The sequence below is a fragment of the Bradyrhizobium sp. CCGUVB4N genome, from assembly GCF_024199945.1.
In the GTDB taxonomy this organism is placed as follows: domain Bacteria; phylum Pseudomonadota; class Alphaproteobacteria; order Rhizobiales; family Xanthobacteraceae; genus Bradyrhizobium.
The window spans coordinates 7,540,644-7,563,153 of the sequence record NZ_JANADP010000001.1 but is presented as its reverse complement, the minus strand read 5'-3'; the positions used below and the strand labels follow the sequence as shown (position 1 = coordinate 7,563,153).

20 protein-coding genes are annotated in these 22,510 nt (G+C 65.6%); 9 read left to right on the top strand and 11 right to left on the bottom strand.

Going from position 1 to position 22,510, the window contains the following annotated elements:
- Positions 1 to 10: 10 nt before the first annotated feature.
- Positions 11 to 2,038: a methyl-accepting chemotaxis protein gene (locus NLM31_RS35155; RefSeq protein ID WP_254195221.1), complete on the top strand. Its 2,028-nt coding sequence runs from the start codon at positions 11 to 13 to the stop codon at positions 2,036 to 2,038.
- A 51-nt stretch (positions 2,039 to 2,089) separates the two neighbouring features.
- Here NLM31_RS35155 and NLM31_RS35150 read toward each other — a convergent pair whose 3' ends face one another.
- The 4 genes from NLM31_RS35150 to NLM31_RS35135 all read right to left on the bottom strand — a co-directional run bounded on the left by NLM31_RS35150 (position 2,090) and on the right by NLM31_RS35135 (position 7,378).
- Entirely contained in the window at positions 2,090 to 2,941 is an 852-nt protein-coding gene (locus NLM31_RS35150) for a carbohydrate ABC transporter permease (RefSeq protein ID WP_254133844.1), read from the bottom strand.
- Positions 2,938 to 3,810 carry a carbohydrate ABC transporter permease gene (locus NLM31_RS35145; RefSeq protein ID WP_254133843.1) on the bottom strand — a complete coding sequence of 291 codons (873 nt, stop codon included), beginning with the start codon at positions 3,808 to 3,810 and terminating at the stop codon, positions 2,938 to 2,940. Before NLM31_RS35145 ends, NLM31_RS35150 begins: the two co-directional genes overlap by 4 nt.
- Positions 3,811 to 3,907: 97 nt before the next feature.
- On the bottom strand, positions 3,908 to 5,293 hold the full coding sequence (locus tag NLM31_RS35140) for an ABC transporter substrate-binding protein (protein WP_254133842.1): 1,386 nt from the start codon (positions 5,291 to 5,293) through the stop codon (positions 3,908 to 3,910).
- Positions 5,294 to 5,488: 195 nt separating this feature from the next.
- Positions 5,489 to 7,378 carry an AsmA family protein gene (locus NLM31_RS35135; RefSeq protein ID WP_254133841.1) on the bottom strand — a complete coding sequence of 630 codons (1,890 nt, stop codon included), beginning with the start codon at positions 7,376 to 7,378 and terminating at the stop codon, positions 5,489 to 5,491.
- Between the two features lie 274 nt (positions 7,379 to 7,652).
- Here NLM31_RS35135 and NLM31_RS35130 point away from each other — a divergent pair, with 274 nt between their 5' ends.
- Genes NLM31_RS35130 through NLM31_RS35120 form a run of 3 tightly spaced genes read left to right on the top strand, consistent with a single transcriptional unit; the run spans position 7,653 to position 9,682 of the window.
- A complete protein-coding gene (locus NLM31_RS35130; RefSeq protein WP_254133840.1) occupies positions 7,653 to 8,360 on the top strand; it encodes a CoA transferase subunit A in 708 nt (235 codons plus the stop codon).
- A 15-nt stretch (positions 8,361 to 8,375) separates the two neighbouring features.
- A complete protein-coding gene (locus NLM31_RS35125; protein ID WP_212298191.1) occupies positions 8,376 to 9,026 on the top strand; it encodes a CoA transferase subunit B in 651 nt (216 codons plus the stop codon).
- Between the two features lie 20 nt (positions 9,027 to 9,046).
- Positions 9,047 to 9,682 (top strand): GNAT family N-acetyltransferase, encoded by a 636-nt coding sequence (locus tag NLM31_RS35120; protein WP_254195220.1) that lies wholly within the window; start codon positions 9,047 to 9,049, stop codon positions 9,680 to 9,682.
- A 26-nt stretch (positions 9,683 to 9,708) separates the two neighbouring features.
- Here NLM31_RS35120 and NLM31_RS35115 read toward each other — a convergent pair whose 3' ends face one another.
- Together NLM31_RS35115 and nirK are read right to left on the bottom strand one after the other, a co-directional pair.
- On the bottom strand, positions 9,709 to 10,584 hold the full coding sequence (locus NLM31_RS35115) for an SUMF1/EgtB/PvdO family nonheme iron enzyme (protein ID WP_254195219.1): 876 nt from the start codon (positions 10,582 to 10,584) through the stop codon (positions 9,709 to 9,711).
- A 52-nt stretch (positions 10,585 to 10,636) separates the two neighbouring features.
- Positions 10,637 to 11,734 carry a copper-containing nitrite reductase gene (nirK, locus tag NLM31_RS35110; RefSeq protein WP_254195218.1) on the bottom strand — a complete coding sequence of 366 codons (1,098 nt, stop codon included), beginning with the start codon at positions 11,732 to 11,734 and terminating at the stop codon, positions 10,637 to 10,639.
- A gap of 251 nt (positions 11,735 to 11,985) precedes the next feature.
- Here nirK and hemN point away from each other — a divergent pair, with 251 nt between their 5' ends.
- Both hemN and NLM31_RS35100 read left to right on the top strand, forming a co-directional pair.
- The gene (hemN, locus tag NLM31_RS35105) at positions 11,986 to 13,338 is read left to right on the top strand and encodes an oxygen-independent coproporphyrinogen III oxidase (protein WP_254195217.1); all 1,353 of its coding nucleotides are present in this window, start codon (positions 11,986 to 11,988) and stop codon (positions 13,336 to 13,338) included.
- 73 nt (positions 13,339 to 13,411) lie between these two features.
- Complete coding sequence (locus tag NLM31_RS35100; RefSeq protein WP_234680425.1) at positions 13,412 to 13,609, top strand: DUF1858 domain-containing protein; 198 nt, start codon at positions 13,412 to 13,414, stop codon at positions 13,607 to 13,609.
- A gap of 86 nt (positions 13,610 to 13,695) precedes the next feature.
- Here NLM31_RS35100 and NLM31_RS35095 read toward each other — a convergent pair whose 3' ends face one another.
- Entirely contained in the window at positions 13,696 to 14,406 is a 711-nt protein-coding gene (locus tag NLM31_RS35095) for a Crp/Fnr family transcriptional regulator (RefSeq protein WP_254195216.1), read from the bottom strand.
- A gap of 128 nt (positions 14,407 to 14,534) precedes the next feature.
- On the opposite strand from NLM31_RS35095, the gene NLM31_RS35090 reads away from it, so the two are divergent.
- Complete coding sequence (locus NLM31_RS35090) at positions 14,535 to 15,746, top strand: NnrS family protein (protein WP_254195215.1); 1,212 nt, start codon at positions 14,535 to 14,537, stop codon at positions 15,744 to 15,746.
- 1 nt (position 15,747) lies between these two features.
- Here the strand turns inward: NLM31_RS35090 and NLM31_RS35085 are convergent, their stop codons facing one another.
- Entirely contained in the window at positions 15,748 to 16,764 is a 1,017-nt protein-coding gene (locus tag NLM31_RS35085) for an AraC family transcriptional regulator (RefSeq protein ID WP_254195214.1), read from the bottom strand.
- A gap of 201 nt (positions 16,765 to 16,965) precedes the next feature.
- On the opposite strand from NLM31_RS35085, the gene NLM31_RS35080 reads away from it, so the two are divergent.
- Together NLM31_RS35080 and NLM31_RS35075 are read left to right on the top strand one after the other, a co-directional pair.
- On the top strand, positions 16,966 to 17,586 hold the full coding sequence (locus tag NLM31_RS35080; protein ID WP_254133832.1) for a response regulator transcription factor: 621 nt from the start codon (positions 16,966 to 16,968) through the stop codon (positions 17,584 to 17,586).
- 216 nt (positions 17,587 to 17,802) lie between these two features.
- Complete coding sequence (locus NLM31_RS35075) at positions 17,803 to 19,488, top strand: mucoidy inhibitor MuiA family protein (protein WP_254195213.1); 1,686 nt, start codon at positions 17,803 to 17,805, stop codon at positions 19,486 to 19,488.
- 180 nt (positions 19,489 to 19,668) lie between these two features.
- On the opposite strand, the gene NLM31_RS35070 is transcribed toward NLM31_RS35075, so the two are convergent.
- Genes NLM31_RS35070 through NLM31_RS35060 form a run of 3 tightly spaced genes read right to left on the bottom strand, consistent with a single transcriptional unit; the run spans position 19,669 to position 22,504 of the window.
- Positions 19,669 to 20,472, bottom strand: coding sequence for a heme ABC transporter ATP-binding protein (locus NLM31_RS35070; RefSeq protein WP_254195212.1), 804 nt, complete (start codon positions 20,470 to 20,472; stop codon positions 19,669 to 19,671).
- On the bottom strand, positions 20,469 to 21,560 hold the full coding sequence (locus tag NLM31_RS35065; RefSeq protein ID WP_254195211.1) for an iron ABC transporter permease: 1,092 nt from the start codon (positions 21,558 to 21,560) through the stop codon (positions 20,469 to 20,471). The genes NLM31_RS35070 and NLM31_RS35065 overlap by 4 nt, the downstream gene beginning before the upstream one ends.
- On the bottom strand, positions 21,557 to 22,504 hold the full coding sequence (locus NLM31_RS35060; protein ID WP_254195210.1) for a hemin ABC transporter substrate-binding protein: 948 nt from the start codon (positions 22,502 to 22,504) through the stop codon (positions 21,557 to 21,559). Before NLM31_RS35060 ends, NLM31_RS35065 begins: the two co-directional genes overlap by 4 nt.
- Between the last annotated feature and the right edge of the window lie 6 nt (positions 22,505 to 22,510).

Genomic DNA, 22,510 nt, shown 5'->3' with positions numbered 1-22,510 from the left:
GGAAAAAATCATGAACCTGACATTGCTTCTGTCGCGCATCGGCATCCGCCCACGCATCTTCGGCGGCTTCGCGCTGGTCCTGGGCTTCCTCTGCGTATTGGCACTGCTCGCCGTGCTGCGGCTCGCCGAGATCGGCGGCACCGTCGGCGAGCTCGTCACCAGCGCCGATGGCGATGCCGGCATGGCGAGGGTGCACGCTGCGCTGCTCTCGGCCAACGTCACCGTCGAGAAATTCATCCGCACGCGCAATCTCGGCGACCGCGACAGCGCCATGAAGGCGATCGACAATTTCGGCGCGACGTTTGATCAGGTCGATCAGCAATTTGCGCGTCTGCCGGCGATCGCCTCTGGTCGAAGCGCGCTGGTGGATGCGCTTGGGACCTATCGGAAATCCTTCACGGCGGTCGCCGGTGCCGTCGACCGTCTGCGCATTGCCAGCACCAAGGGCGAATCGCTCGGTGCCTCGGCGGGCCTCGATGTCGGTGCGATCAATGTGACGCTCGCCAACCAGCCCGAGCGCCTGCTCCAGCCGCTGCGTCTTGCCGGCACCGTGGATGCGATGCGCGTCGCGATGCTGCGCTTCACCATCACCCAGGCCCAGGTCGATGCCGACGACGTCTCGCTGACGATCGGCTACGCGCAGGCCGCGATTGCCGACAGTGAGGCGGAGATCGCCGCTGTCGAGGCGCCGCGATTGAAGAGTCTGATTACGGCCTTGAAGAAGGTGCTGGCCGACCAATCGGCGACGCTGACGGAGCTTTCTGCGGCGATGGGCGAGCTGCGCAAGGCGCAAGCCGACCTCGTCAAATCCAGCGGTGCAATCGACGCCAAGGCCGCCGAAATCAGCAAGGCTCTCGGTGCGGTGCGCACCGAGCAGAGTCGGTTAACGGCGGAATCGGTCGAGCATACGCGCAATCTCGTGTTCACCGTCGCAGCATCTGCACTCGCTTTGGGGGCACTCTTGGCCTGGCTGATCGGGCGCAGCGTGTCGCGGCCGATCGGCCAGATGACCCTGCGCATGCAGAGTCTCGCGAAGGGCGAGCTCGATGAGGCGATCCCGGGTGGCGAGCGCGGCGACGAAATCGGCCATATGGCCGAGGCGGTCGAAGTGTTCCGCCAGAACGCTCAGACCGTCCGGCGGATGGAGCAGGGCGCTGCCGCGCAGCGCGCCGCAGCCGAGACGGAACGTGCATCGATGATGGCTCAGCTTGCCGATCGCTTCGACAGCGGCATGGAGGGCGTCATTGGCGGCGTCTCGAGCCGCGCCGAGGAGATGGGGCATAGCGCCCAGAGTCTCGCCCGCGTCGCCGAGCGCGGCCGCTCGCTCGCCGAGCAGGTCGCCTCGACATCGGCCCAGGCGTCATCGAATGTGCAGACCGTTGCGGCCGCGACGCATCAGCTTGCCGCCTCGATCAAGGAGATTTCGAGCCAGGTGACGCGCTCAGTATCGGTGTCGGACCAGGCCAAGCAAGAGGCGTCCCGCACAGAGGCGCTGATGCGCGCGCTGTCGGATTCCGCCGAGCGGATCGGCACGGTGGTTCAGCTGATCCAGGCGATCGCGAGTCAGACCAATCTGCTGGCCCTCAACGCCACGATCGAGTCTGCGCGTGCGGGCGATGCCGGCAAGGGTTTTGCCGTGGTCGCAAACGAGGTGAAGAGCCTTGCAACGCAGACCGCGCGCGCCACCGAGGAGATCGCCGGGTTGGTCGCCGAGATCCAGGGCTCGACCGGACAGTCCGTCGCCGCGATCGGCCAGATCGGAAAGACCATCGCCGAGATGACGGAGATCGCGACCACGATTGCCTCGGCGGTCGAGGAGCAGGGGGCTGCGACCAGCGAGATCGCCCGCAATGTCGAGCAGGCGGCGAACGGCACGGCGGCAGTGACCGACCAGGTCGGCGCGGTCCGCACCGTGGCCGGAGAGACCGACGCCGGCGCCGAAGCCACGCTCTCGGCGGCCTCGGCATTGCAGGATCAGGCGCGCGCGCTCAAGAAAGCCGTCGCGGAGTTTCTGCAGACCGTACGCAAGGCGGCCTGAGGGCGTCTAGCGCGCTGCCATCCCTCGCCGGGTGCAGCGCGCAGCCGAAGTTCAGGACTTCACGGCGCCCGCTGTCAGCCCGCCCACCATGTAGCGACGGAAGGCGTAGTAGACCGCGGCCGGCGGCAGCGCGTAGATGAAGCCGGTGGTCATCAGCAGTTCCCAGGGCGAATCGTCGGCGGCGAGGAAGTTGCCGAGCGCGACGGGAAGCGTGATCTCGCGATCGTTCGAGAGCAGCAGGAACGCGTAGAGATATTCGTTCCAGGCCAGCAGCACCGCATAGGTGCCGATCGCGACCAGCGAAGGCATCATCAGCGGCAGATAGACCAGGCGGAAGATCTGCAGCGTGGTGGCGCCGTCCATCACCGCGGCTTCATCCAGCTCGACCGGCAGCTTGTCGGAGGCCTGCTTGAGCACCCAGATCGCGTAAGGACTGGCGATCGTCACCATCGCCAGGATCAGTGCCCAGTGATTGTTGAGCAGGCCGTAATTGCCCATGGTGCGGTACATCGGCACCGCGAGGAACGCCGCTGGGATGAAATAGGTGAACAGCGCGAGGTTCAGCACCATGCGCCCGCCCGGCACCTTCAGCCGCGAGATCGAGAACGCCGCGGCCGTGGCGATGAACAGCGTCAGCGCGCCGACCGCAGCTGCGATCAGCGTCGAATTCCAGAACTGCACGTAGAAGTCGCGCAGGAAGTAGTGCTGCTGCTTGAACACGATCTCGAAGTTGTGCAGCGTCGGATGGTCCGGCCACAGCTTGCCCGAGAACGCGTCCTCCTTCGGAGAGATCGCGAACAGGAACATGTGGTAGATCGGGATCATCGTCCACAGGAAGACGGGAATGCCGATCAGCAGCAGCCGCGCTTCCGTCGCGACGTCACGGAGAGAGGGAAGCTTCATCGCGACAACCGTTTCATCATGAAATACACGAGCGGCAGGACGAACGGCATCGCGCAGACGATGGAGGCCATCGCGAGCGAGAGCTGGTCGAGCCGGAGATAGCGGATACCGAGCGTCGACAGCACGTGCGTAAGATCGGCCGGGCCGCCGCCGGTGAGCAGATAGACGCTGTTGAAGTCACCGAGCGTCCAGATCATCGAGAGCAGCGTGCAGGTGATATAGAGCGTCTGCATCGACGGCCAGGTGATGAAGCGGAATTTCTGCCACCAGCTGGCGCCGTCGACCTCGGCGGCCTCGAACAGATCGTGCGAGATCGCGAGGCGTCCGGTGATCAGGATCAGCGTCCAGAACGGCAGCGACTTCCAGATGTGGACGCCGATCGCCATGCTCAGCGCCACTGTCGGGTCGTTCAGCCAGTTCGGGCCGTCATCGCCGGTGAAGGAGAAGATCAGGTGGTTGATCACGCCCCATTCGGGGTTGAGCATGAAGCGCACCGACAGGATGGTCGGGATCGAAGGCACCGCCCAGGGCAGGATGAAGATCACCGAGAGCCATTTGATCCAGGTGCGCTGCATGGCGAAGAAGCCAGACAGGAACAGCGCGATCAGCATCTTGATGTTGATGCCGATGACCAGGAAGATCAGCGTGTTGACCGCGGCGCGCGCGAAGATCGGGTCGTTATAGAGCGCGACATAGTTCGACGGGGCCCGCGCCAGCCACAGCCCGTAGCAGACGGGATAGACGACGAAGGCGAGGAAAACGAGCAGATAGGGCGCGAGCAGCACGATGCCCCAGACCTGCGCCGGGGTCAGCCGCTGCGACAGGGGTGGGGCGGGGATCGACTGATCGCCAGAGAGCGTGATCGCCATTCTTCAGGACTCTTTGAAAGGACTTCCGGCCGCACGAGGCGGCCGGTGTTAGCGTTTTGCCTCTCCCCGCGCTAGCGGGGAGAGGAAGAAAGAGAACTCAGCCTGCAACCTGCTTGATGCGGGCGATCATCTCGTCGACGGCCTTGTCGACCGGGACCTTCTCGCTGACAACCCGGTTCATCGCCTTGGCCCAGATGTTCTCGTTGTTGAGAATCGTGAACTTCCAGTTCTTGGTGAAATCGAACGGCGCGGTGCCGCCGGTGAACTGATTATAGACCGCCTTGCGATGCTTGTCGGCCTGCCAGAACGGGCTGGCCTGGCTTTCCTTCGTCACCGGGAACCAGCGGCCGAGCGCACCCTCGATATAGGGGCGGACATTGTCTTCCTGGAGCAGGAAGCTGATGAACTGCTTGGCCTCGGGCTTGTTCTTGGCCGCGGTGAAGATCAGTCCGGTCTTGACGTCGGAGCGGTAGCGGATGGTCGAACCATCCGGCGCCTTCGGGAAGGACGCCGTGACGATGTCCTGCTCATAGGCCTTCTTGCCGGCGTCGCGCTGCTCTTGCGTGAGCGCCTGGTTCTGCGAATCCTCGAACCACTTCGCCGCGATCGAGATCGTGAAGTTGTGGGTCATCACGATGGTCTTGTTGTGGAAGGCGACGTTGTTGTCCGGATCCTTCCAGGTCGTGGAGGAGGGCGGGGTGCAGCCCTTGATGTAGGTGTCGGTGTAGTCCTTCAGCGCGCTGATCAGGTTCTCGCGCACCTTGGGATCGTCGACCAGCAGCTTGCCGTCGTCGTCGACCAGCTTGACGTGATAGGCGTCCATGAAGGTGTAGAAGGACTGGAAGGCGTCGGTGGATTCCACACCCATCGGCTGGCCGACACCGTAGATGCGCTGACCGGTGGCCTTGCGGATCGCCGGCTGCACCTTGTCGCACCAGAACGTCCAGTAGCCTGCCCAGTCGGTCGGAATGTCGGCGACCTTGAAGCCGGCCTTCTCGAGCATGTCGCTCCAGATCTCGACATGCATGCTCTGCTGCTTCAGCGGGAAGCCGTAATAGGCCTTCTTCTTGGTGACGTCGTTATAGAGGATCGAGGCGTCCAGCGTGTTCTGCACGAACCGGTCCTTGATCGGCTCCATGACGTCGGTCAGGTCTTCGAGCTTGCCCTCATAGGCCCACTTGCCCTGCGCCTGCACGTCATAGGAATCGGAATAGGCGACATCGGGCACGGTGCCGGCGTCGAGTGCGGCGACCGTCTTCGGAATCATGTCCTGGATCGCGTACTGCGACAATTCGACCTTGATGCCGGTCTTGGCTTCGAACTTCTTGATCGTCTCGAGCAGCGCGTCGTCTTCGGAGCGATAGAAGCCCTTGCCCCACCAGACCGTAATCGTCTTTTGCTGCGCAAATGCGGGTGCAGCGGCTGCAAACAGCCCGGCCGCAGCGACCGCCAGTGATACTGCGCCAATAACCTTGGATTTCACGTTTTTCTCCCTCAAGCCGCCGGTGTTTTAACCGGTCGGATAAAACACTAGCCCATGGCCGCTATCCGATCTAGCGGCATGTTGTCAGACCTAGGTCGAGGGGTATCAGGCTAAAGGAGATGCTTAACGCGGGCATCGATGCGATCGCCGCATCAATTCGCCCCGATCAATTCGCTGATGTCGCGGACGCCGTCCTCAGTTGGACTTCGCGCTCTCCTTGGCGTTCTCGGCCGTCGGCGATCCCTCCGGCGCCTGTCGCTTTCCGCCGGTGATGCGCTGCTTCAAGAGATCGAGGAAGGGAGACGCCGCAGGCGATTGGCGGATCAGGGCCTCGGGATCGGGAAAGATCAGCGGATCGTCCCACGGGCCCTGCACCATGAAGGGCAGTTGAAAGCCGGACGTTGTGTTGAGGCTCGCCACACCCTTCATGTCGTATTCGCGCGTCGGCACCGATGCGGTGCCGGTCAGCGTGATCTTCGCCGAAGGTCCCTCGATGCGGATGTCTTCGGCGGTGGCGATCCCGTCGGCGAATTTCACGGCGATCGTGAGATTGTCGAAGGGCGTCGAGCCGTTGCGGAAATTGCCGCCGCCGGACAGCGGCCGGCGCTCCAGCCGTTTCAAGAGCTGCTCGGCGTTGAAGCCCGCGATCGCGCCGTCATGCCCGGTCACGGTGGCGGTGCCGTCGAGCGACTGCACCAGGCCGAACGGGCTGGAGCCGGAAGCGAGGAGCGACACGTTGATATTGCCGCGGCCGGACAGCTTGTTCAGGCCGAACAGTTCGGAGGCGCAGGCCTGAAGATCGACGTCGGTGAACTGGAATTGTGCCTTGATGTCGGCGACGCTGTCGGAGCGCGAGATGCCGAACGAGCCCTTGGCGATGCCGCCATAAACCTGCGCCTCGCCGACCGAGAGTGCCAGCGTGCCGTTGCGCAAATTCGCGCCGATCGCGGTGCGGCCGAGTTTGGTCGGGCCGACGGTCAGCCTGGCTGCCGACAGGCGCATGTCGAGGTCGGTGCTGGAAAGCCCGTTGAGATCGAACAGCTGCCTGTTCCAGTCGCGCGCGCCGCTCGCGAGCAGGCGGAAGGTGGAGATATAAGGCGTGAAGTCGAGCGCGTCGGCGGCGAGCGTCGCCTGCAGCGTCTGCCGGCCGTTATTGGCGTAGGTCATCACGCCCTCGGCGGCATTGCCGTCGAGCTCGACATTGACGTTGGTCAGCGCGATCGAGGCGCCGACGACATTGGCGCGCGCCTTCAGCGCGAAGCGGCCGAAGCCGCCGCTGCCGGGCTGCGGCTGGCCGGCCCAGCGCAGCGCGTTGCGCAAGGACGGGCTGTCGATGGTGAGCGTGCCCTCCATCATCGGGCTGGTGCGATTGGCGACGCTGCCGTCGAAGGCGAGCTTGAGCGGCGCGCTTGCGATCCGCGCCTTCAGGCCCGAGCGGTCGCCCGAAAGTGCCGCGACGAAATCGGCAAAGCTGATCGAGCCGTCGACGCGCTCGCCGCGCCAGTCGAACTGCCCGGTCGCGGCAAAGGAGCGGGAGATCGACGGCCAGGCCAGCGACAGATCGATGTCCTCGAACTTCTCGGTGGCTTGCGTGGCGACGTCCTCGTAGTTGAGCACGCCGTCCTGGATCCTGATCTCTGAGAACGAGACCTGGCTGTCGGCGCCGGGCTTCATCGTCCGTGCGATGGTCTGGATGAAGGGGGTCCAGTTGCTCTCGCCGTCCGGCTTCAGGCTGACATGGATGTGCGGCCGCAGCAGCGTCAGGTCGGCGATCTCGAACCGTTGCAGCAATAGCGGCAGGAGCCTGAGATTGGCGGTGAGCACGTCGACATGGAGCGCAGGGTCGGCGGTGCCGCCGCCCTTGAGGCCGACGTCATGGAAGGAGATGTAGCTCGCCGGCAGCACGGAAATGTCGATGTTGCCGGCTACGCTGAGCTCGAGCCCGGTGACGTCGCGAATCTGCGCTTCCACCGCCTTGCGCAACGCTTCGCGGTTGATGAGCCAGGAGGTCGCGATCAGGGCGATCAGCGCGACGCCGAGCAGCGCCGCGATCGGCGTCCCGAGGCGCTTCATTCCTTGGGCCATGGTCAATGGCATGTCCTGATCGGGTTGGTCGCTGGAGCCAAAAGGGCGGGGCGGGAAACCTGCGCGCCCCCACGCCCAACCCCCGCAACTTGATGGGTTTTCTTGTCGCTTTCAAGGCCGCGGACGGGTCTGCCCACGGCGTGGGCAGCTTCTACCACCGGCTCTCGGAACGGAGAACCCCGTATCATTGACGGCTTCGGACGATTTCGCCTAATAATCGCCGCCAATAAGGGCGCGACGCCTGCCGGCCGCAGCTTCAGTCGAGGGTTTTTGCATGAACAAGGTCTATCCCGACGCCAAGTCGGCTCTTGAGGGCGTTCTCAAGGACAACATGATGATCATGTCGGGCGGCTTCGGCCTCTGCGGCATCGCCGAGTCGCTGTCGGACGCGATCCGCGACTCCGGCGTCAAGGGTCTGACGGTTGTCTCGAACAATGCCGGCGTCGACGGCATCGGGCTCTCGCGCCTCCTGGAAACCCGTCAGATCAAGAAGATGATCTCGTCCTATGTCGGCGAAAACAAGCTGTTCGCCCAGCAATTCCTCGCCGGCGAGCTGGAACTCGAATTCAACCCGCAGGGCACGCTGGCCGAGCGCATCCGCGCCGGCGGCGCCGGCATCCCGGCCTTCTACACCAAGACCGGCGTCGGCACGCTGATCGCCGAAGGCAAGGAAGTGAAGGAGTTCGACGGCGAGAAATATCTGATGGAGCGCGGCCTGTTCGCCGACCTCGCCATCGTGCACGCCTGGAAGGGCGATACCGCCGGCAACCTGATCTACCGCAAGACCGCGCGCAACTTTAACCCGATGATGGCGACCGCCGCCAAGATCACGGTGGCCGAGGTCGAGCATCTGGTTCCGGCCGGCGAACTCAATCCCGACCACATCCACACGCCCGGCATTTTCGTGAAGCGCATCGTCGAGGTCGGCACGGCCCAGAAGCGCATCGAATTCCGCAACACCCGCCCGCGCACTGCCGCTTAAGATCAGGAGAGTCACATGGCCTGGACCCGTGAACAGATGGCTGCGCGCGCCGCGAAGGAATTGCGTGACGGCTATTACGTCAATCTCGGCATCGGCATCCCGACGTTGGTCTCGAACTATATCCCCGACGGCGTCGACGTCAGCCTCCAGAGCGAGAACGGCATGCTCGGCATGGGCCCGTTCCCCTATGAGGGCGAAGAGGACGCCGATCTGATCAACGCCGGCAAGCAGACCGTGAGCGAGCTGCCGTCGACCTCCTATTTCTCCAGCGCGGATTCCTTCGGCATGATCCGCGGCGGCCACATGGATCTGTCGATCCTCGGCGCCATGCAGGTGGCCCAGAACGGCGATCTCGCCAACTGGATGATCCCCGGCAAGATGGTCAAGGGCATGGGCGGCGCGATGGACCTCGTCGCCGGCGTCAAGCGCGTCGTCGTGGTGATGGAGCATTCCGCCAAGGACGGCGCCAAGCTCCTGAAGAAGTGCAATCTGCCGCTGACCGGCGAGCGCGTGGTCGACATGGTCGTCACCGATCTCGCCGTCTTTACCATTGACAAGCACGGCGACGGCGGCATGGCGCTGATCGAGCTCGCCGACGGCGTCACGCTCGACGAGGTCAAGGCCAAGACCGAAGCCGAATTCCGCGTCGCGCTGAAGAACACGTAAGGTCGTCGCAAGGGGCGCGCATGACGATACGGTCTGCGCGTCCCGAAGACGCCGATTTCATCGCAGGAATCATCCTGTCATCGATGCGCGGCTACCGGTCGCGCGGCTGGTTCGACGTCGCGCTCGGTTGGCCCGAATCCCAATGCCTCGATTTCATCGCGCGCGTGACGACGGCACGCACGGTGTCGATGTGGCACGTCTCGCAGTTCCTGGTTGCTGAGATCGACGGGAAGCCGGTCGCGGCGCTCTGCGCCGTGCCTGCGGCGAACACCGGGCTCTCGGCCTGGCGCGCGGTCGAGGAAGTCGGCTTTGCGACCGGGCTTTCGGCTTCAGAGCTGGATGCCATCCGCCAGCGCGCCGCCTACACGCGGGCCTGCTGGGTGCAGGGCGGCGAAGGCGACTGGATGATCGAGCACGTCGCAACCGATCCTGCCTATCGCGGCCGCGGCCTGGTGCAGGCGCTGATCGCCCATGCGCTGGAGAAGGGGCGGGCGGCCGGCTTTGCCCGCGCGACGATCTCGTTCCTGATCGGCAACGAGCCGGCCGAGCGCGCCTATGCCAGGGCCGGCTTCGTCCTTGCGGAAGAGAAACGCGATCCCGCGTTCGAGGCGATCGTCGGCGCGCCGGGCTTTCGGATGTTTGCGCGCGCGATTTGATCGCGCCGCGCCGACGGCGTGTGTGGTTACGACCTCGCCCACACCTTGCCCCACCGGGCCGACACGCTCGCCACCCACGACCGCTCCTCGCGCACGAGGCGGAAGCCGAGATTGGCGGGCGGCACGCCTTGCGCGCAGCCGCCGGCACGGGCGTCGCGGATGAAGTCCGTGACATAGGCGCGATGCGCGCCTTCGGCGACGCGCACGCCGCAATTCACCGTCGGGCGGCCGGCATTGCCTGAAGCGTCGACGCGCGAGCGCACGAAGCAGGTCGAGGTCCACTCCCAGACATTGCCGGCGAGATCGGACACGCCGCGCTCGTTCAGGCCGAACTTGCCGAACGGATAGGCGGTGGTGTCGGACAGGTCGCGTTCGGATTCGCGCTCATAGCGGCTGATCCAGCGCTTCGCGGGATCGTCCGCGTCGACCGGCGCGCCATCGTCCTTGAATCGGGAGCCCGCCGCGAAAGCCCATTCCGCATCGCTCGGCAGGCGATAGTGATGGCCGGTCCTGCGCGACAGCCAGCTGGCATAGGCCTGTGCATCGTGCCAGCTCACCTGCACCGCGGGGCGGTCGGGCGCGATCGTCACGCCGCGATCGAGCGCGTGGCATTCGCCGTCACGCACGCAAAGCTGGTAGTCGGCGGAGGAGACCTGCTCGCGCATGATGTGAAGCGGCCGCGTGAACTGCAGTGTGCGCAGCGGCGCCTCGGCCTGCTGCCCGGCGCGCGTGAAGTCGCCGGCCTCGCGATAGGCGAAGCTGCCCGCCACGATCTCGACGATCACAGGCTCGCCCTGCGTGCCGCGCATCGACATCTCGGAGACCAGCGGCGCAACGGCCAGCGGTCCTGCGAACCCGGCTGCACAGGCGAGGAGCAATTTGAGCTTGAATGCAATCAGCATGACTTTCCCCCGAAAGAAGAAGGGGCCGGCGATGGCCGGCCCCTTGTCGCGTCTAGTTGGTATTGGGAGCCGGTATCTCAGCAGGCGCCTTCACCTGGGTCATCAGATCATCGTTCCACTTGCCTTCGACCTTGAAGTGCGCGGTGGCGCCGAGGTCGGCGGCCTCGATCAGGTTGTGCGTGACATAGGCATAGATGCCGGGCTGCAGGAACTTGTACATCGCGGCTCCCGCCGAGCCGCCACGGATGAACCAGGTCTCGAGCCCGGTCTCCGGCGGGTTGGAGAATTTTCCGGTCTCCCAGACATAGTCGCCATGGCCGCCGATCAGATGCGGACGGCTGTCGCGATTGGCCTGCGAATGCACGATCAGCACGTTCTCGCCGACCTTGGCCGTCAGCGCGTTCTTGCCGGTAAGCGCGCCGACCTTGCCGTTGAACACGACGTGCGAGGGGATCAGCTTCTTCATCACCTCCTCGGTGTCGGTGAAGGCTTCGCCCGGCGAGTCGTAGGATTTGAAATTGCCCTTCTCGTCGCGCGGCACGTATATGTCCTGCTCGCCGACATAATAGATCTTGTCGTATTTCAGCGCGTGGCCCTTGCCGTCGTTCAGCCCGTCGCGCGGCAGCACCATCACGGCGCCGTTCATGCCGGAGACGACATGCCAGGGGATCATCGGGCCGCCCGGGGCGCAGTGATAGACGAACACGCCGGTCCGCGTTGCCTTCCAGCGCAGCACGACCTGCTCGCCGGGATTGACCAGCGTGAGCTCGGCGCCGCCGAGCGCACCGGTTGCGGAGTGGAAGTCGATGTTGTGCGGCATGCTGTTGGTTGCGGGATTGACCAGCGTCAGCTCGACATAGTCGCCTTCATGCACGACCATCAGCGGGCCCGGCATCGAGCCGTTGAAGGTCATCGCCTGGAAGGTCGTGCCCTTGTCGTCGATGACCACCTTCTTCTCCTCGATGGTCATCCTGAATTCCATGATCTTGGGCGCTTGTGTCGTGGCCTGCTCGTGCGCGTGCACGAAGGGCGGGGCGACCAGCTCGACCTTCTGCCGCGGCAGCTTGAGATCGCTGGCAGCGAAGGCGGGTGTCGCGAGCATCAGAGCGGTCGCGGCGGCGCTGATCAATGCGGCTCTGCGGGTGAACATCGCTAGGCATCCTTCATGTGAAAGGGTTTTGATGACGGATGCAGTGTGCGCCTGTTGCGGCAAGAGTATTTGCGCTGCGACAAGCTTTCGCCGGATTCGCCTCCGGTGAATTCCTTAAGAGGTTTTCCGATGTGCGGTACGGCGCCCGGACTTTGAGCGAGCGCAAGGTCGCGGGTTCGAAAGCGGGTAATCCAGTGCCATTCGCAGCTTGCCGTATCCGCAGGCGGCATCAATCGACGAATGGGTAAGATATGAGGACTGATCTCGCAGCGAGCTACGGCGAAGAGAGACTGCCGCGCTACACGAGCTATCCGACAGCGCCGCACTTCTCGCCGGCGGTTGGTGCCGACGCCTACGCACGCTGGCTGTCCGAGCTGCCCGCGGGCGCCAGCGCATCGCTTTATCTGCACGTGCCGTTCTGTCGCGAGATGTGCTGGTATTGCGGCTGCCATACCCAGATCGTTCGCCGCGACGGGCTGATCGCTGCCTATCAGCGGACGCTGCGCAGTGAAATCTCAGGGGTCGCCGAGGCCATCGGGCGCCGCATCAAGGTCGAGCACATCCATTTCGGCGGCGGTACCCCGACGATCATGGCGCCGGAGGCCTTTGCGGAGTTGATGGCAGCGATGCGCCACGCGTTCTTCGTGCTGCCCTCGGCCGAGATCGCGGTCGAGATCGATCCGCGCACGCTGACATCGGAGATGGTGGAGGCCATGCGGCTCTCCGGCGTCAACCGCGCGAGCCTCGGCGTGCAGAGTTTCGATCCGGTCGTGCAGCGCGCGATCAACCGGGTGCAGAGCTTTGAGCAGACGGCCTCCGTCGTCGACATGCTCCAGCGCGCCGGCATCAGGGGGATCAATTTCGACCTGATCTACGGCCTGCCGCACCAGACGATCGCATCGTGCCTGGACACGGTGCGGCGCTCGCTCGAACTGGCGCCGGCCCGCTTCTCGGTGTTCGGCTACGCGCATGTGCCCGATTTCAAGAAGCACCAGCGCATGATCAATGAGGAGCATCTGCCGGACGGCCTCGCGCGCCACGACCAGGCTTGCGCCATCGCCAACGCGCTGAAGGAGGCCGGCTATGTGCAGATCGGGCTCGATCATTTCGCGCGTCCCGATGACGCCATGGCGGTGGCTTTCGAGCAGGGGACGCTGCGGCGCAATTTCCAGGGTTACACCACCGATCAGAGCGAGGTGCTGCTCGGCTTTGGCGCCAGCGCGATCGGACATCTGCCGCAGGGCTATGTCCAGAACGCGGTGCAGATCGGTGCCTATGCGCAACGCATTGCGGATGGCCGCCTCGCCACCGCGAAAGGCTATGGGCTCACCGATGACGACCGGCTGCGTGCCGACATCATCGAGCGCATCATGTGCGAGTTCGGCGCCGATCTCGGCGACATCTGCGCGCGCCATGGCGCGAAGTCGGAGGCGATGCTGCAATCCGCGCCGCGGCTGAAGCCGCTGATCTCGGATGGCGTCGTCAGGCTCGACGGCGATCGCCTCGCGGTCGCGAGCGACTCGCGCTTCCTGGTCCGCAGCGTGGCCGCCGCGTTCGATGCGCATCTGGATCCGGGCAAGCAGTTGCACAGCCGGGCGGTGTAGTCGCCGCCAGCTTGCGCTTCAGCAAAGAAACGCAGCCCCGCTCCGCTATCGTCTGTTCGGAACGGAGTTGTCCATGCCCTTCCGATCCGACGATCTGGTCGATGATATCATGCGTGCGGCGCCGCACACGATCCGCGTGTTCCTCGCCTTCAGGATGGCCTGTGTCGGCTGTCCGATCGCGACCTTCCACACCGTGGACGATGCTTGCCGCGAGCACGGCATCGACCGCGACAAGTTTCTCGCCGCGCTGAGCGAATGCGTGCCGGCATGAGGCGAATTGGAGTCTGCGCGGGGGCGCGCAGCCTCCCGGGTGAGGGCGAGCTTTCGCCGTAAGCGGAGGCGCCCTCACCCCTATCGTCAGGCCGCACCACTGTCCGGATTGCGTTCTGCCAGCACGACGATCCGGTGCGGATCGCGCAGGATGATGCGCTGGCGGCCGCTCTCGACCAGCCCCTGGCTCTCCCAGCCGCTGAGGATGCGGCTCACCGTGTGCAGCGTGGTGCCGGTCATCTGCGCGATGTCCTGGCGACTGATCGGGAAATCGATCTCGATACCGCGATCGAGCTTCTTGCCGGATTGGCTGGCGAGCCGCAGCAGTGCATGCGCGACGCGCTGCTCGACCTGCTGGGTCGACATTTCCAGGATGCGGGTGTGGCTCTCCTGCAGCCGTTTGCCGACCGTCTGCATCGTGTTGGCGGCAAGCGCCGGAAACCGCTCGATCAGCCGCGGCCAGGCCGAATTCGGCCAGATCAGCGCGACGCTGTCATCGACCGCCATGGCGGTCGCCGGATATTGCGCGGCACCGATCGCCATCGCCAGTCCGAAGGTTTCACCGGGCGCGACATAGCGCACCACGATCTGCTCGCCGGTCGGTGTGGTCTTGGCCGCGCGGACATGCCCATGCAGCAGCAGGAAGAAGGATTGCGCATCCGCGCCCTGCTCGAAGATGGCGGTGTTCCTGGGATAGCGCACCGATCGGGCCTCGCGCAGGATCTCCTCGAGGTCTTCCGGCTTGACGCCGGCAAACAGCGGCAAATGCGCAACCAGCGATGTGTCGACCTTGGCCATACTGCCTCCTTGGCATCAGGGAGTGTGATGGCACCTGCAATCGTCGGGGTGTTTGCGATAGCGCAAAACGGACCGGCCGGACGGCAGTATTTTTCCAGCCGACGGTCCGAATTCACAGGAGTTGCCCCATGGCTGGCGCCCGATCCCGTAACCCTCAGGGCTGGCCGCTGTTTGCGAACAGCTTTCGGCCCTTTTTCCTGCTCGCCGCGATCCAGGCCGGGCTGTCGATCCTGGTCTGGCTGCCGATGTTCTATGGCGAGCTCTCAGTGACGTCGGCCTTCGCGCCGCGGGACTGGCACGTCCACGAGATGCTCTACGGCTTCCTGCCGGCTGTGATCACCGGGTTCCTGTTCACGGCGATCCCGAACTGGACCGGACGGCTGCCGATCCAGGGCACGTCGCTGGGCGCGCTGCTGGTGGTCTGGCTTGCCGGGCGCGGGGCGGTGGTTCTGTCCGCCGAGATCGGCTGGGCGTTCGCACTCGCCGTCGACGCGGCCTTCCTGGCGCTGGTCGTTGCGGCCGCAACGCGCGAGATCATCGCCGGCGGAAACTGGCGCAATCTGCCCGTCGTAGTGCTCGTGCTGCTGCTGCTATCAGGCAATGTCGCCTTCCATCTCGAAGCGCATTACGAGGGCGCTGCCGATGTCAGCATCCGCGTCGGTATCGGCGTGGTCGTGCTGCTGATCTCGCTGATCGGCGGTCGCATCATTCCGAGCTTCACCCGTAACTGGCTGGTCAAGTTCAACCCTGGCCGCCTGCCGGTGCCGTTCGGGCGGTTTGACGGCGTGGTGGTCGGGTTGAGTGCGCTGACGCTCATCGCATGGATCGTGGCGCCGCTGAATGCGATCACCGCTGTCGCGATGGCACTTGTCGGCTTGCTGCATCTGGTGCGGCTCGCGCGTTGGGCCGGCGATCGCACCACGCGCGAGCGGCTGCTGCTGATCCTGCATGTCGGCTACGCGTTCGTGCCGCTCGGCTTCCTCCTGAACGCCCTGGCTGGTTTCGGCGCGCTGCCGCCGAGTGCCGGCATTCACGCCTGGATGACGGGCGCCGCCGGAGTGATGACGCTCGCGGTGATGACGCGCGCGAGCCTTGGCCATACCGGGCAGGCGCTGACGGCATCACTGGCGACGCAAGTCATCTATGTCGCGATCATCGTCGCGGCGTTGGCGCGGGTTGCTGCCGTAATACTGCCGGCGCATGGCGATGTGCTGCTGCACATTGCCGCCTGCGGCTGGATCGTCGCGTTCCTCGGCTTTGCCGCCGCGTTCGGACCGCTGCTTGCCGGCAGCCCCCGGCGTGCACTCGCCATCATGGGCGTGCCGGCCCCGGCACGCTGAGTCAGGCTGCGTTCGCCGTCGGCGGCCGTACGCCCTTGCGCCAGTCGGTGATGGTGCAGCCGAAGCGGCCGCGGAACCAGCGCGCCATCGCGCTCTGCGCCGAGAAGCCGAGCTGTGCGGCGATATCCGCCAGCGGCCGGCCGGGGTCCTCGATCAGCTGGATCACGAGATCGGCGCGCTGCGCATCCAGGATCGCCGAGAAGCTGGTGCCGGCTTCGGCGAGGTGCCGGTGAATGGTGCGGCGGGTGCAGGCAAGATGCTCGGCCACGCGTTCGACCGTGCAATCGCCGCTCGCGAGCAGACTGCGCACGACCTCGTCGACTTTCTGCTCCCAGCTTGCCGGCCGGGTTTCGATCGCTTCGATGCGTTTGCGCAGATAGCTTGCGATCAGGGGATGCGCGCTCGGGATCCGCCGTTCCATGTCGTGCGCCGACAACTGGATCGAGTCCTCCTCCGCGTTGAAGATCACGCGGCAGCCATAGAAGTCGCGGTAGCGCTTGCGGTCGTGCGGCGGCGGGTAGTGCAGGTGCACCTCCTGCGGCCGCCAGTCACTTCCGAACAGCGACTGGATGATGCGATGGACGCTGCCCAGCGCCATGTCGATCGACTGGCGCGGGGCCGTCGGTTGCCGGCCGCGCAGATGCAATGTGACGGTCACGGTCTGCTTGTCCCTGACGACGTCGAGCTTCATGCCGTCGTGATGAACATGGATGAAGCGGGAGAACGCTTCGATCGCCTCGCCGACGGTCGCCTGTTCCCGCACGATCAGGCCGACCGCGCCGAAATTGGTCAGGCCGCCGCGCTCGGCGAGCCGCAAGCCGAAATCTTCGGCACCGGAGGCTTCTGCCGACAATTCGAGCAAGCGACGTAAGGCCGGGACCGCGATGGGTGTATCGGGCTTGTCGAGGACGGTCAGCGGCAGTCTGACCTTGCGCATCATCTGCCTGGGGTCGAGCCCGACCGACCGGGCGACCTCCGGGTAACAACTCAAGCCTGCGCTGCGAATGAGGTCGGTCATGCGACCCGTTCCTGTCAGCCATTCCCGCAGATGTCCCGAAATGTAAAGTTTCTGTCCCGATCCGTCAAATCCGGGAACAGGGCGGAACATACATAAGGGAAAGCGAAGCACCGGCGTGAATGCCGTGCTCATGACGGCGGGGCGCGATGGGGCCCCCGGCTGTCTCAAATCATTTGACCAAGACATTACTGGATCGGGATTATGCCGGGAAACATGCTTTCCAAGGGTGAGGTATTCGTCATTGAAACCGACGCCGCCTCCCGCGAACAATTGTCCAACGCGCTCCAGCAGAGTGCTTATGACGTGATCTGCTTCGCCGACGGCGCGTCGCTGCTGTCGGAAGCCAAGGCGCGGATGCCGGCCTGCGTGTTGCTGGAGATGCCGCCGGATCGCTCCGCCCTCGAGGTGCTCAAGCGCCTGCGCGAGGAAAACTGCATGGCGCCGGTCCTGGTGACCTCGGCGAACGGCAGCATCGCCATGGCGGTCGACGCGATCAAGAGCGGCGCGGCCGACTTCATCGAGAAGCCGTTTCGCACCCGCGATGTCGTCGACCGGATCGATGCCGCGATCGACGAGTCGGCCCAGCCGGATTCGACCAGGCACCGCTGGCTGCCCAGTTGCGAACCCCTGACCGCGCGCGAGAACGACGTGCTGGTGCATCTTGCCGCCGGTCTAACCAACAAGGAGGTCGCCCGTCGCATGCATCTGAGCGCACGCACGGTCGAGGGTTATCGTGCCAGCATTTTGAAGAAGGCCGGCGCCCGCAACGTGACCGATTTGCTCCGCCGCATCTTCGGCCAGGGTTCGCCGAGCCAGGCCTGAACAAGCCAAGCCTGAACAAGCAGCCTGGCCTCGGCTTCTGAGCCCCGGTTGTGCCGCGGCGCGGTGACGCGTTCCGCGGCCATGGTGCTGCCGCAGCCGCGCCCAACGGAAACCCCAATCGAACCAGTTCCTTCCCTGCCGCGTCTCACCGCGATGGCGTGGCATGTTTTCGCAGCGTCCGGCTGGCGGCGCGGCGATATCGGCAGGGAGAAGTTTATGCGCACGATCGCAAGATGTCTGGCGACGACGAGCCTGGTCCTGGTGACCACGGCGCTCGCCGCGCCCTCATGGGCCGCCGATGTGGACGCCACATCGGCCATCGACACCGTCACCGTCTATCCTGATGGCGCCACCGTCACCCGCGTGATCGCGATCGATCTCGCCTCCGGCGACAGCACCCTGGTCGCAAAGGATTTTCCGCTCTCGCTCGACCCGTCCTCGCTCCGCGTCGAGGGCGAGGCGGGTGCAAAACTCACCATCGGCACGATCGATGCGCGGCCGCCGCGTGCGGCGCCGCCGGTGAATCTCCCTGAGCTCGACAAGCGCATCGAGGCGCTCAAGGACGAGCGTGCCGATTTGCAAGGCGCGATCGATGCCGCGGCCGCCCGGCGCAAATTCGCGCAGCGCTTCGCCGAAGCCTCACCCGCCGGTCTCGGCGAGAAGGGCGAGGCGCGCCCGATCACCGAATGGCGTGCGGCCTTTACCGCGGTGGCCGAGGAAGTCGCGGCGGCAGAAACGGCGATCCGGGATGCTTCGCGAAAGCAGCGCGAGATCGATCGCCAGATCGCGCAACTCGAAGCCGACCGGTCGGCCAAGCCGCCCAGCAAGCTCGAGGTTCGCATCGACATCGCCTCCGCAGCCGCGACGAAGGCAACGCTGCGGGTCACTTATGCCGTGCGCAATGCGCGCTGGCTGCCGCTCTATGACGCCCGGCTCGATACCGGCGCCAAGGACCGCAAGCCGCAGCTCGAGCTGGTCCGTCGCGCCGAGGTCACGCAGTCGACCGGCGAGGATTGGTCCAACGTCACGCTGGGTGTTTCCACCGTCCGCATCGCCCGTGGCGGCAGCGCGCCTGAGCTGGGCTCGCTGGTGGCGCAATATCCGCAGCTGCCGAAGCCCCGTGCGCTGGGCCAGGCCCAGGACATGGCGATGCCCGCGCCCGCCACGGCACCGATGTTACGGAAGGTGGAGGCGGCACGAGACAAGGATCAATTTGATCTGCCGGCCCAACGTGCCGACGAACAGCAAGCGGTTGCCGAGATCGGCGACTTCCAGGCCACCTTCAAGATTCCCGGCCGCGTCAGCCTCGGTGCCGCCGAAGGCGCCAAGAGCCTGCGCATCGCCTCGATGAGCGTGCCCGCCGATCTGGCGGTGCGTGCCGCGCCGGTGCTGGATCCCACCGCGTTCCTCGAAGCCAGTTTCAAGCAGACTGACGATGCGACGTTGCTGCCGGGCAAGGTCGCGATCTACCGCGACGGCATCTTCGTCGGTCGTGGCAAGCTCTCGGCCTCGGCCAAGGACGATATCGTGCGGCTCGGCTTCGGCGCCGACGACAAGGTCAAGATCGAGCGTGCGGTGCTCAAGCGCAATGAGGGCTCGGCAGGCCTGATCGTGACGACGTCGAAGACCGACGAGCGTGCCTTCAAGACCACTGTTCGCAATGGTCATGACTTCCCGATCCACGTCGCGATCGAGGATCAGCTCCCGGTCAGCGAGAACGAGGAGATCGTCGTCGAGATGCTGCCGGCGACCACGCCGCCCACGGCAAAGGATCTCCGCGACAGGCGCGGCGTACTGGAATGGTCGTTCGACGCCAAGCCCGGTGAGGTCAAGGACATCAACTTCGCCTGGCGCGTCCGCTGGCCGAAGGACAAGAGCATGGTGATCGTGCCGTCGGGCTAGTTTCTCGCGGTCGGCGGCGCTGCCTTACCTCGCCCCGCTTGCGGGGAGAGGTCGGAATGCGCGCTGTAAGCGCGTATTCCGGGTGAGGGGGACTCTCCGCGAGTCCAACTCTCACCGTCGTTGCGGAGACTCCCCCTCACCCCAACCCTCTCCCCGCAAGCGGGGCGAGGGAGCGCACCTTCATCGCGGCGCAGGCACAACCGCCCGCATCGACTGCGGCAGCACATAAGGCACGCCGTCGGCCTGATGGACGACGGTGTCGATCTCGAAGATGTCGCGGATGGTTTCGCGGGTGACGATGTCGGTGCGCGGGCCATCGGCGGCGAGCTTGCCGCCGTTCAGCACGATCAGCCGGTCGGCAAAGCGGATCGCGAGATTGAGATCGTGCAGGATCGCGATGACCGCCGTGCCGCCGGCCGCGCGGCGGCGCGCGGCTTCGACCAGGTCGATCTGATGGCGCAGATCCAGGCTCGAGGTCGGTTCGTCCAGCAGCAGCAGCCCGGGTCCGTGCTCGGCCTCGCCACAGGCGAGCTGCACCAGCACGCGGGCGAAATGGGCGCGTTGCTGCTCGCCGCCTGATAGCGTCGGCAACTTCCGTTCGCGGAAATGCGACAGGCCGACTTCATCGAGCGCGGCGTCGACCAGCCGGCCCGCCTCGCGCGGGCTGCGATCGCCCGCGCCCATCAGCACGATCTCCTCGACGGTGAAGGGGAAGGTGACGTTGATGTGCTGGGACAGCATCACGCGGCGCGCGGCAAGCTCGCGCGGGGTATAGAGGCTGATGTCGCGCTGCTTCAGCTTGACCTCGCCCTCGCTCGGGCGGAGATCGCCGGAGAGCAGTCGCAGCAGCGTCGACTTGCCGGCGCCGTTCGGGCCGATGATGGCAACCATCTCGCCGGCTGTGACGCCGAGGCTGACGTCATCGAGCAGCCTCGCGCGGCCGGCGCGTTTGCTCAAAGCACGCGCCTCGATCACGGCGCTCATAGTGAGGCGAGCCCGCGTTGCCGCAGCAGGATGCCGAGGAAGACCGGCGCGCCGACCGCCGCGGTCAAAATGCCGATCGGCATCTCGGCCGGCGCCACGATGGTGCGTGCCAGCGTATCGGCGCCGACCATCAGGATCGCGCCCAGCAGCACCGAGGCCGGCAGCAGCAGGCGATGCGCGGGGCCAATGACGAGGCGCAACAGATGCGGCACGACGATGCCGACGAAGCCGATGACGCCGCTGATCGACACTGCGACGCCGGTCATGGCGGAGACCATCACGATCGCGATCCGTTTCAGGCGCTCGACATCGACGCCACCGTGAAAGGCATCGGCTTCGCCGAGCACCAGCAGATCGAGGCCGCGTGCGATGAAGGCGCAGGCGGCGAGCCCGGCCGCGAGGACCGGCGCGAGCACCGCGGCCTTGGTCCAGGTTGCGCCGCTCATCGAGCCCAGCATCCAGAACGTGATGTCACGGAGCTGGCGGTCGTCGGCGATGAACACCAGAAGCCCGATGCCGGCGTTGGTGATGGCGGTAATGGCGACGCCGGCGAGCAGGAAGATCGCAATCGATGTTCTGCCGGCACGGCTGGAGATGCCGTAAAGAATCGCGGTCGTGACCAGCGATCCCGCAAAGGCCGCGAGCGGCAACAGCTCGGTCTGGAGGAAACGAAACGTCTCGCCGAAGCGCGAATCGGTGAAGACGATCGCGCATGCAGCCGCGAGCGCGCCACCGCTGGAGACGCCGACCAGCGCCGGATCGGCGAGCGGATTGCGAAACAGCCCCTGCATGATTGCGCCGGCGGCCGCAAGAAGTCCGCCGACCATCGCGGTCGCCGCGATCCGGGGAATGCGGATCGACCACAGCACAAGCTGGTCGCGGGCGGTGACTGTCGTCGCGGCGCCGTCCGCGACAAGGCCGAGCGCGGCCGGCAGCCGGGCGAGCGGAATGCCGGCCGCGCCGACGGTCAGCGCGACGATTGCGGCGGCGATGAGCACGATGAGCAGAAGCGGAATCGCCAGCGATGCGGAGCGCCGTCCTGTGCGACGTCGAGGTCCCCGCGCCTCGGTCTCGACCGCCGCGCTCATTGCCGGCAATTCGCCGCCGACAAAGCCGATGTGAATGCGCCATCAGCCAACGCCGGATAGAGCTTGACCGAGAGATCGCGCGCCGCCGCCGCCGTGCGCGGTCCGAAGCCGAGCAGATAGAGCCCGTCCATCGTCACAAAACTCTTGTTGGCCGCGACCGGCGTCAGGGCGAAGCCGGGATGGGTGTAGACCGCGTCGGCCTGGAGCGAGTCCTTGCCGCGCTCGATCGACAGCACCACGTCGGGCTTGGCCGCGACGATCGCTTCGTCGCCGATGATCTTGTAGCCGTCGTAATCGTCGACGGCGTTGGCTGCGCCTGCGAGCTGGATGATCTCGTCGGCCGCCGTCTTGTGGCCCGCGACCATGGCGCGCCCGTTCTGGAGTGACATCACGAACATCACGCGCACCGGCTTGGTCACCTTGGCGCGCAGCGCGCGAAGCTCGGCGAGATCGGCACTGACCGCAGTGCTCAGGCATTCGGCGCGCGCATCGACACCCATGGCATGGCCGACCAGCCTGATCTTCTCGATCAGGCCGTCCTCGGAGAAGGTCTCGGGCACCAGCACCAGCGGCACCTTTGCGGTATCGAGGAGATCCATGGTCTCGCGCGGGCCCGAGCCCTGGATCGCGAGGATCAGCGTCGGGTTGAGGCCGAGCACGCCTTCCGCCGAGATCTGGCGCATGTAGCCGACGTTCGGCTTGTCGTGCAGCGCGGCTGCCGGATAGAGGCTCGTGGTATCGACGCCGACCAGCCGGCTCTCGAGCCCGAGTGCATAGAGGATCTCGGTGATGGCGCCGCCGATCGCGACCGTGCGCGCGATGTCGTTGACCGCGACGTCACGGTTGCGTGCGTCATGCACGACGATGCCGGCCGCGTTGGCGGCGGGCGCGCGTGTGATCGTACCGGCCAGCAGCAGATACAGCAGGGTGCGACAAAATGTCATTGCGGT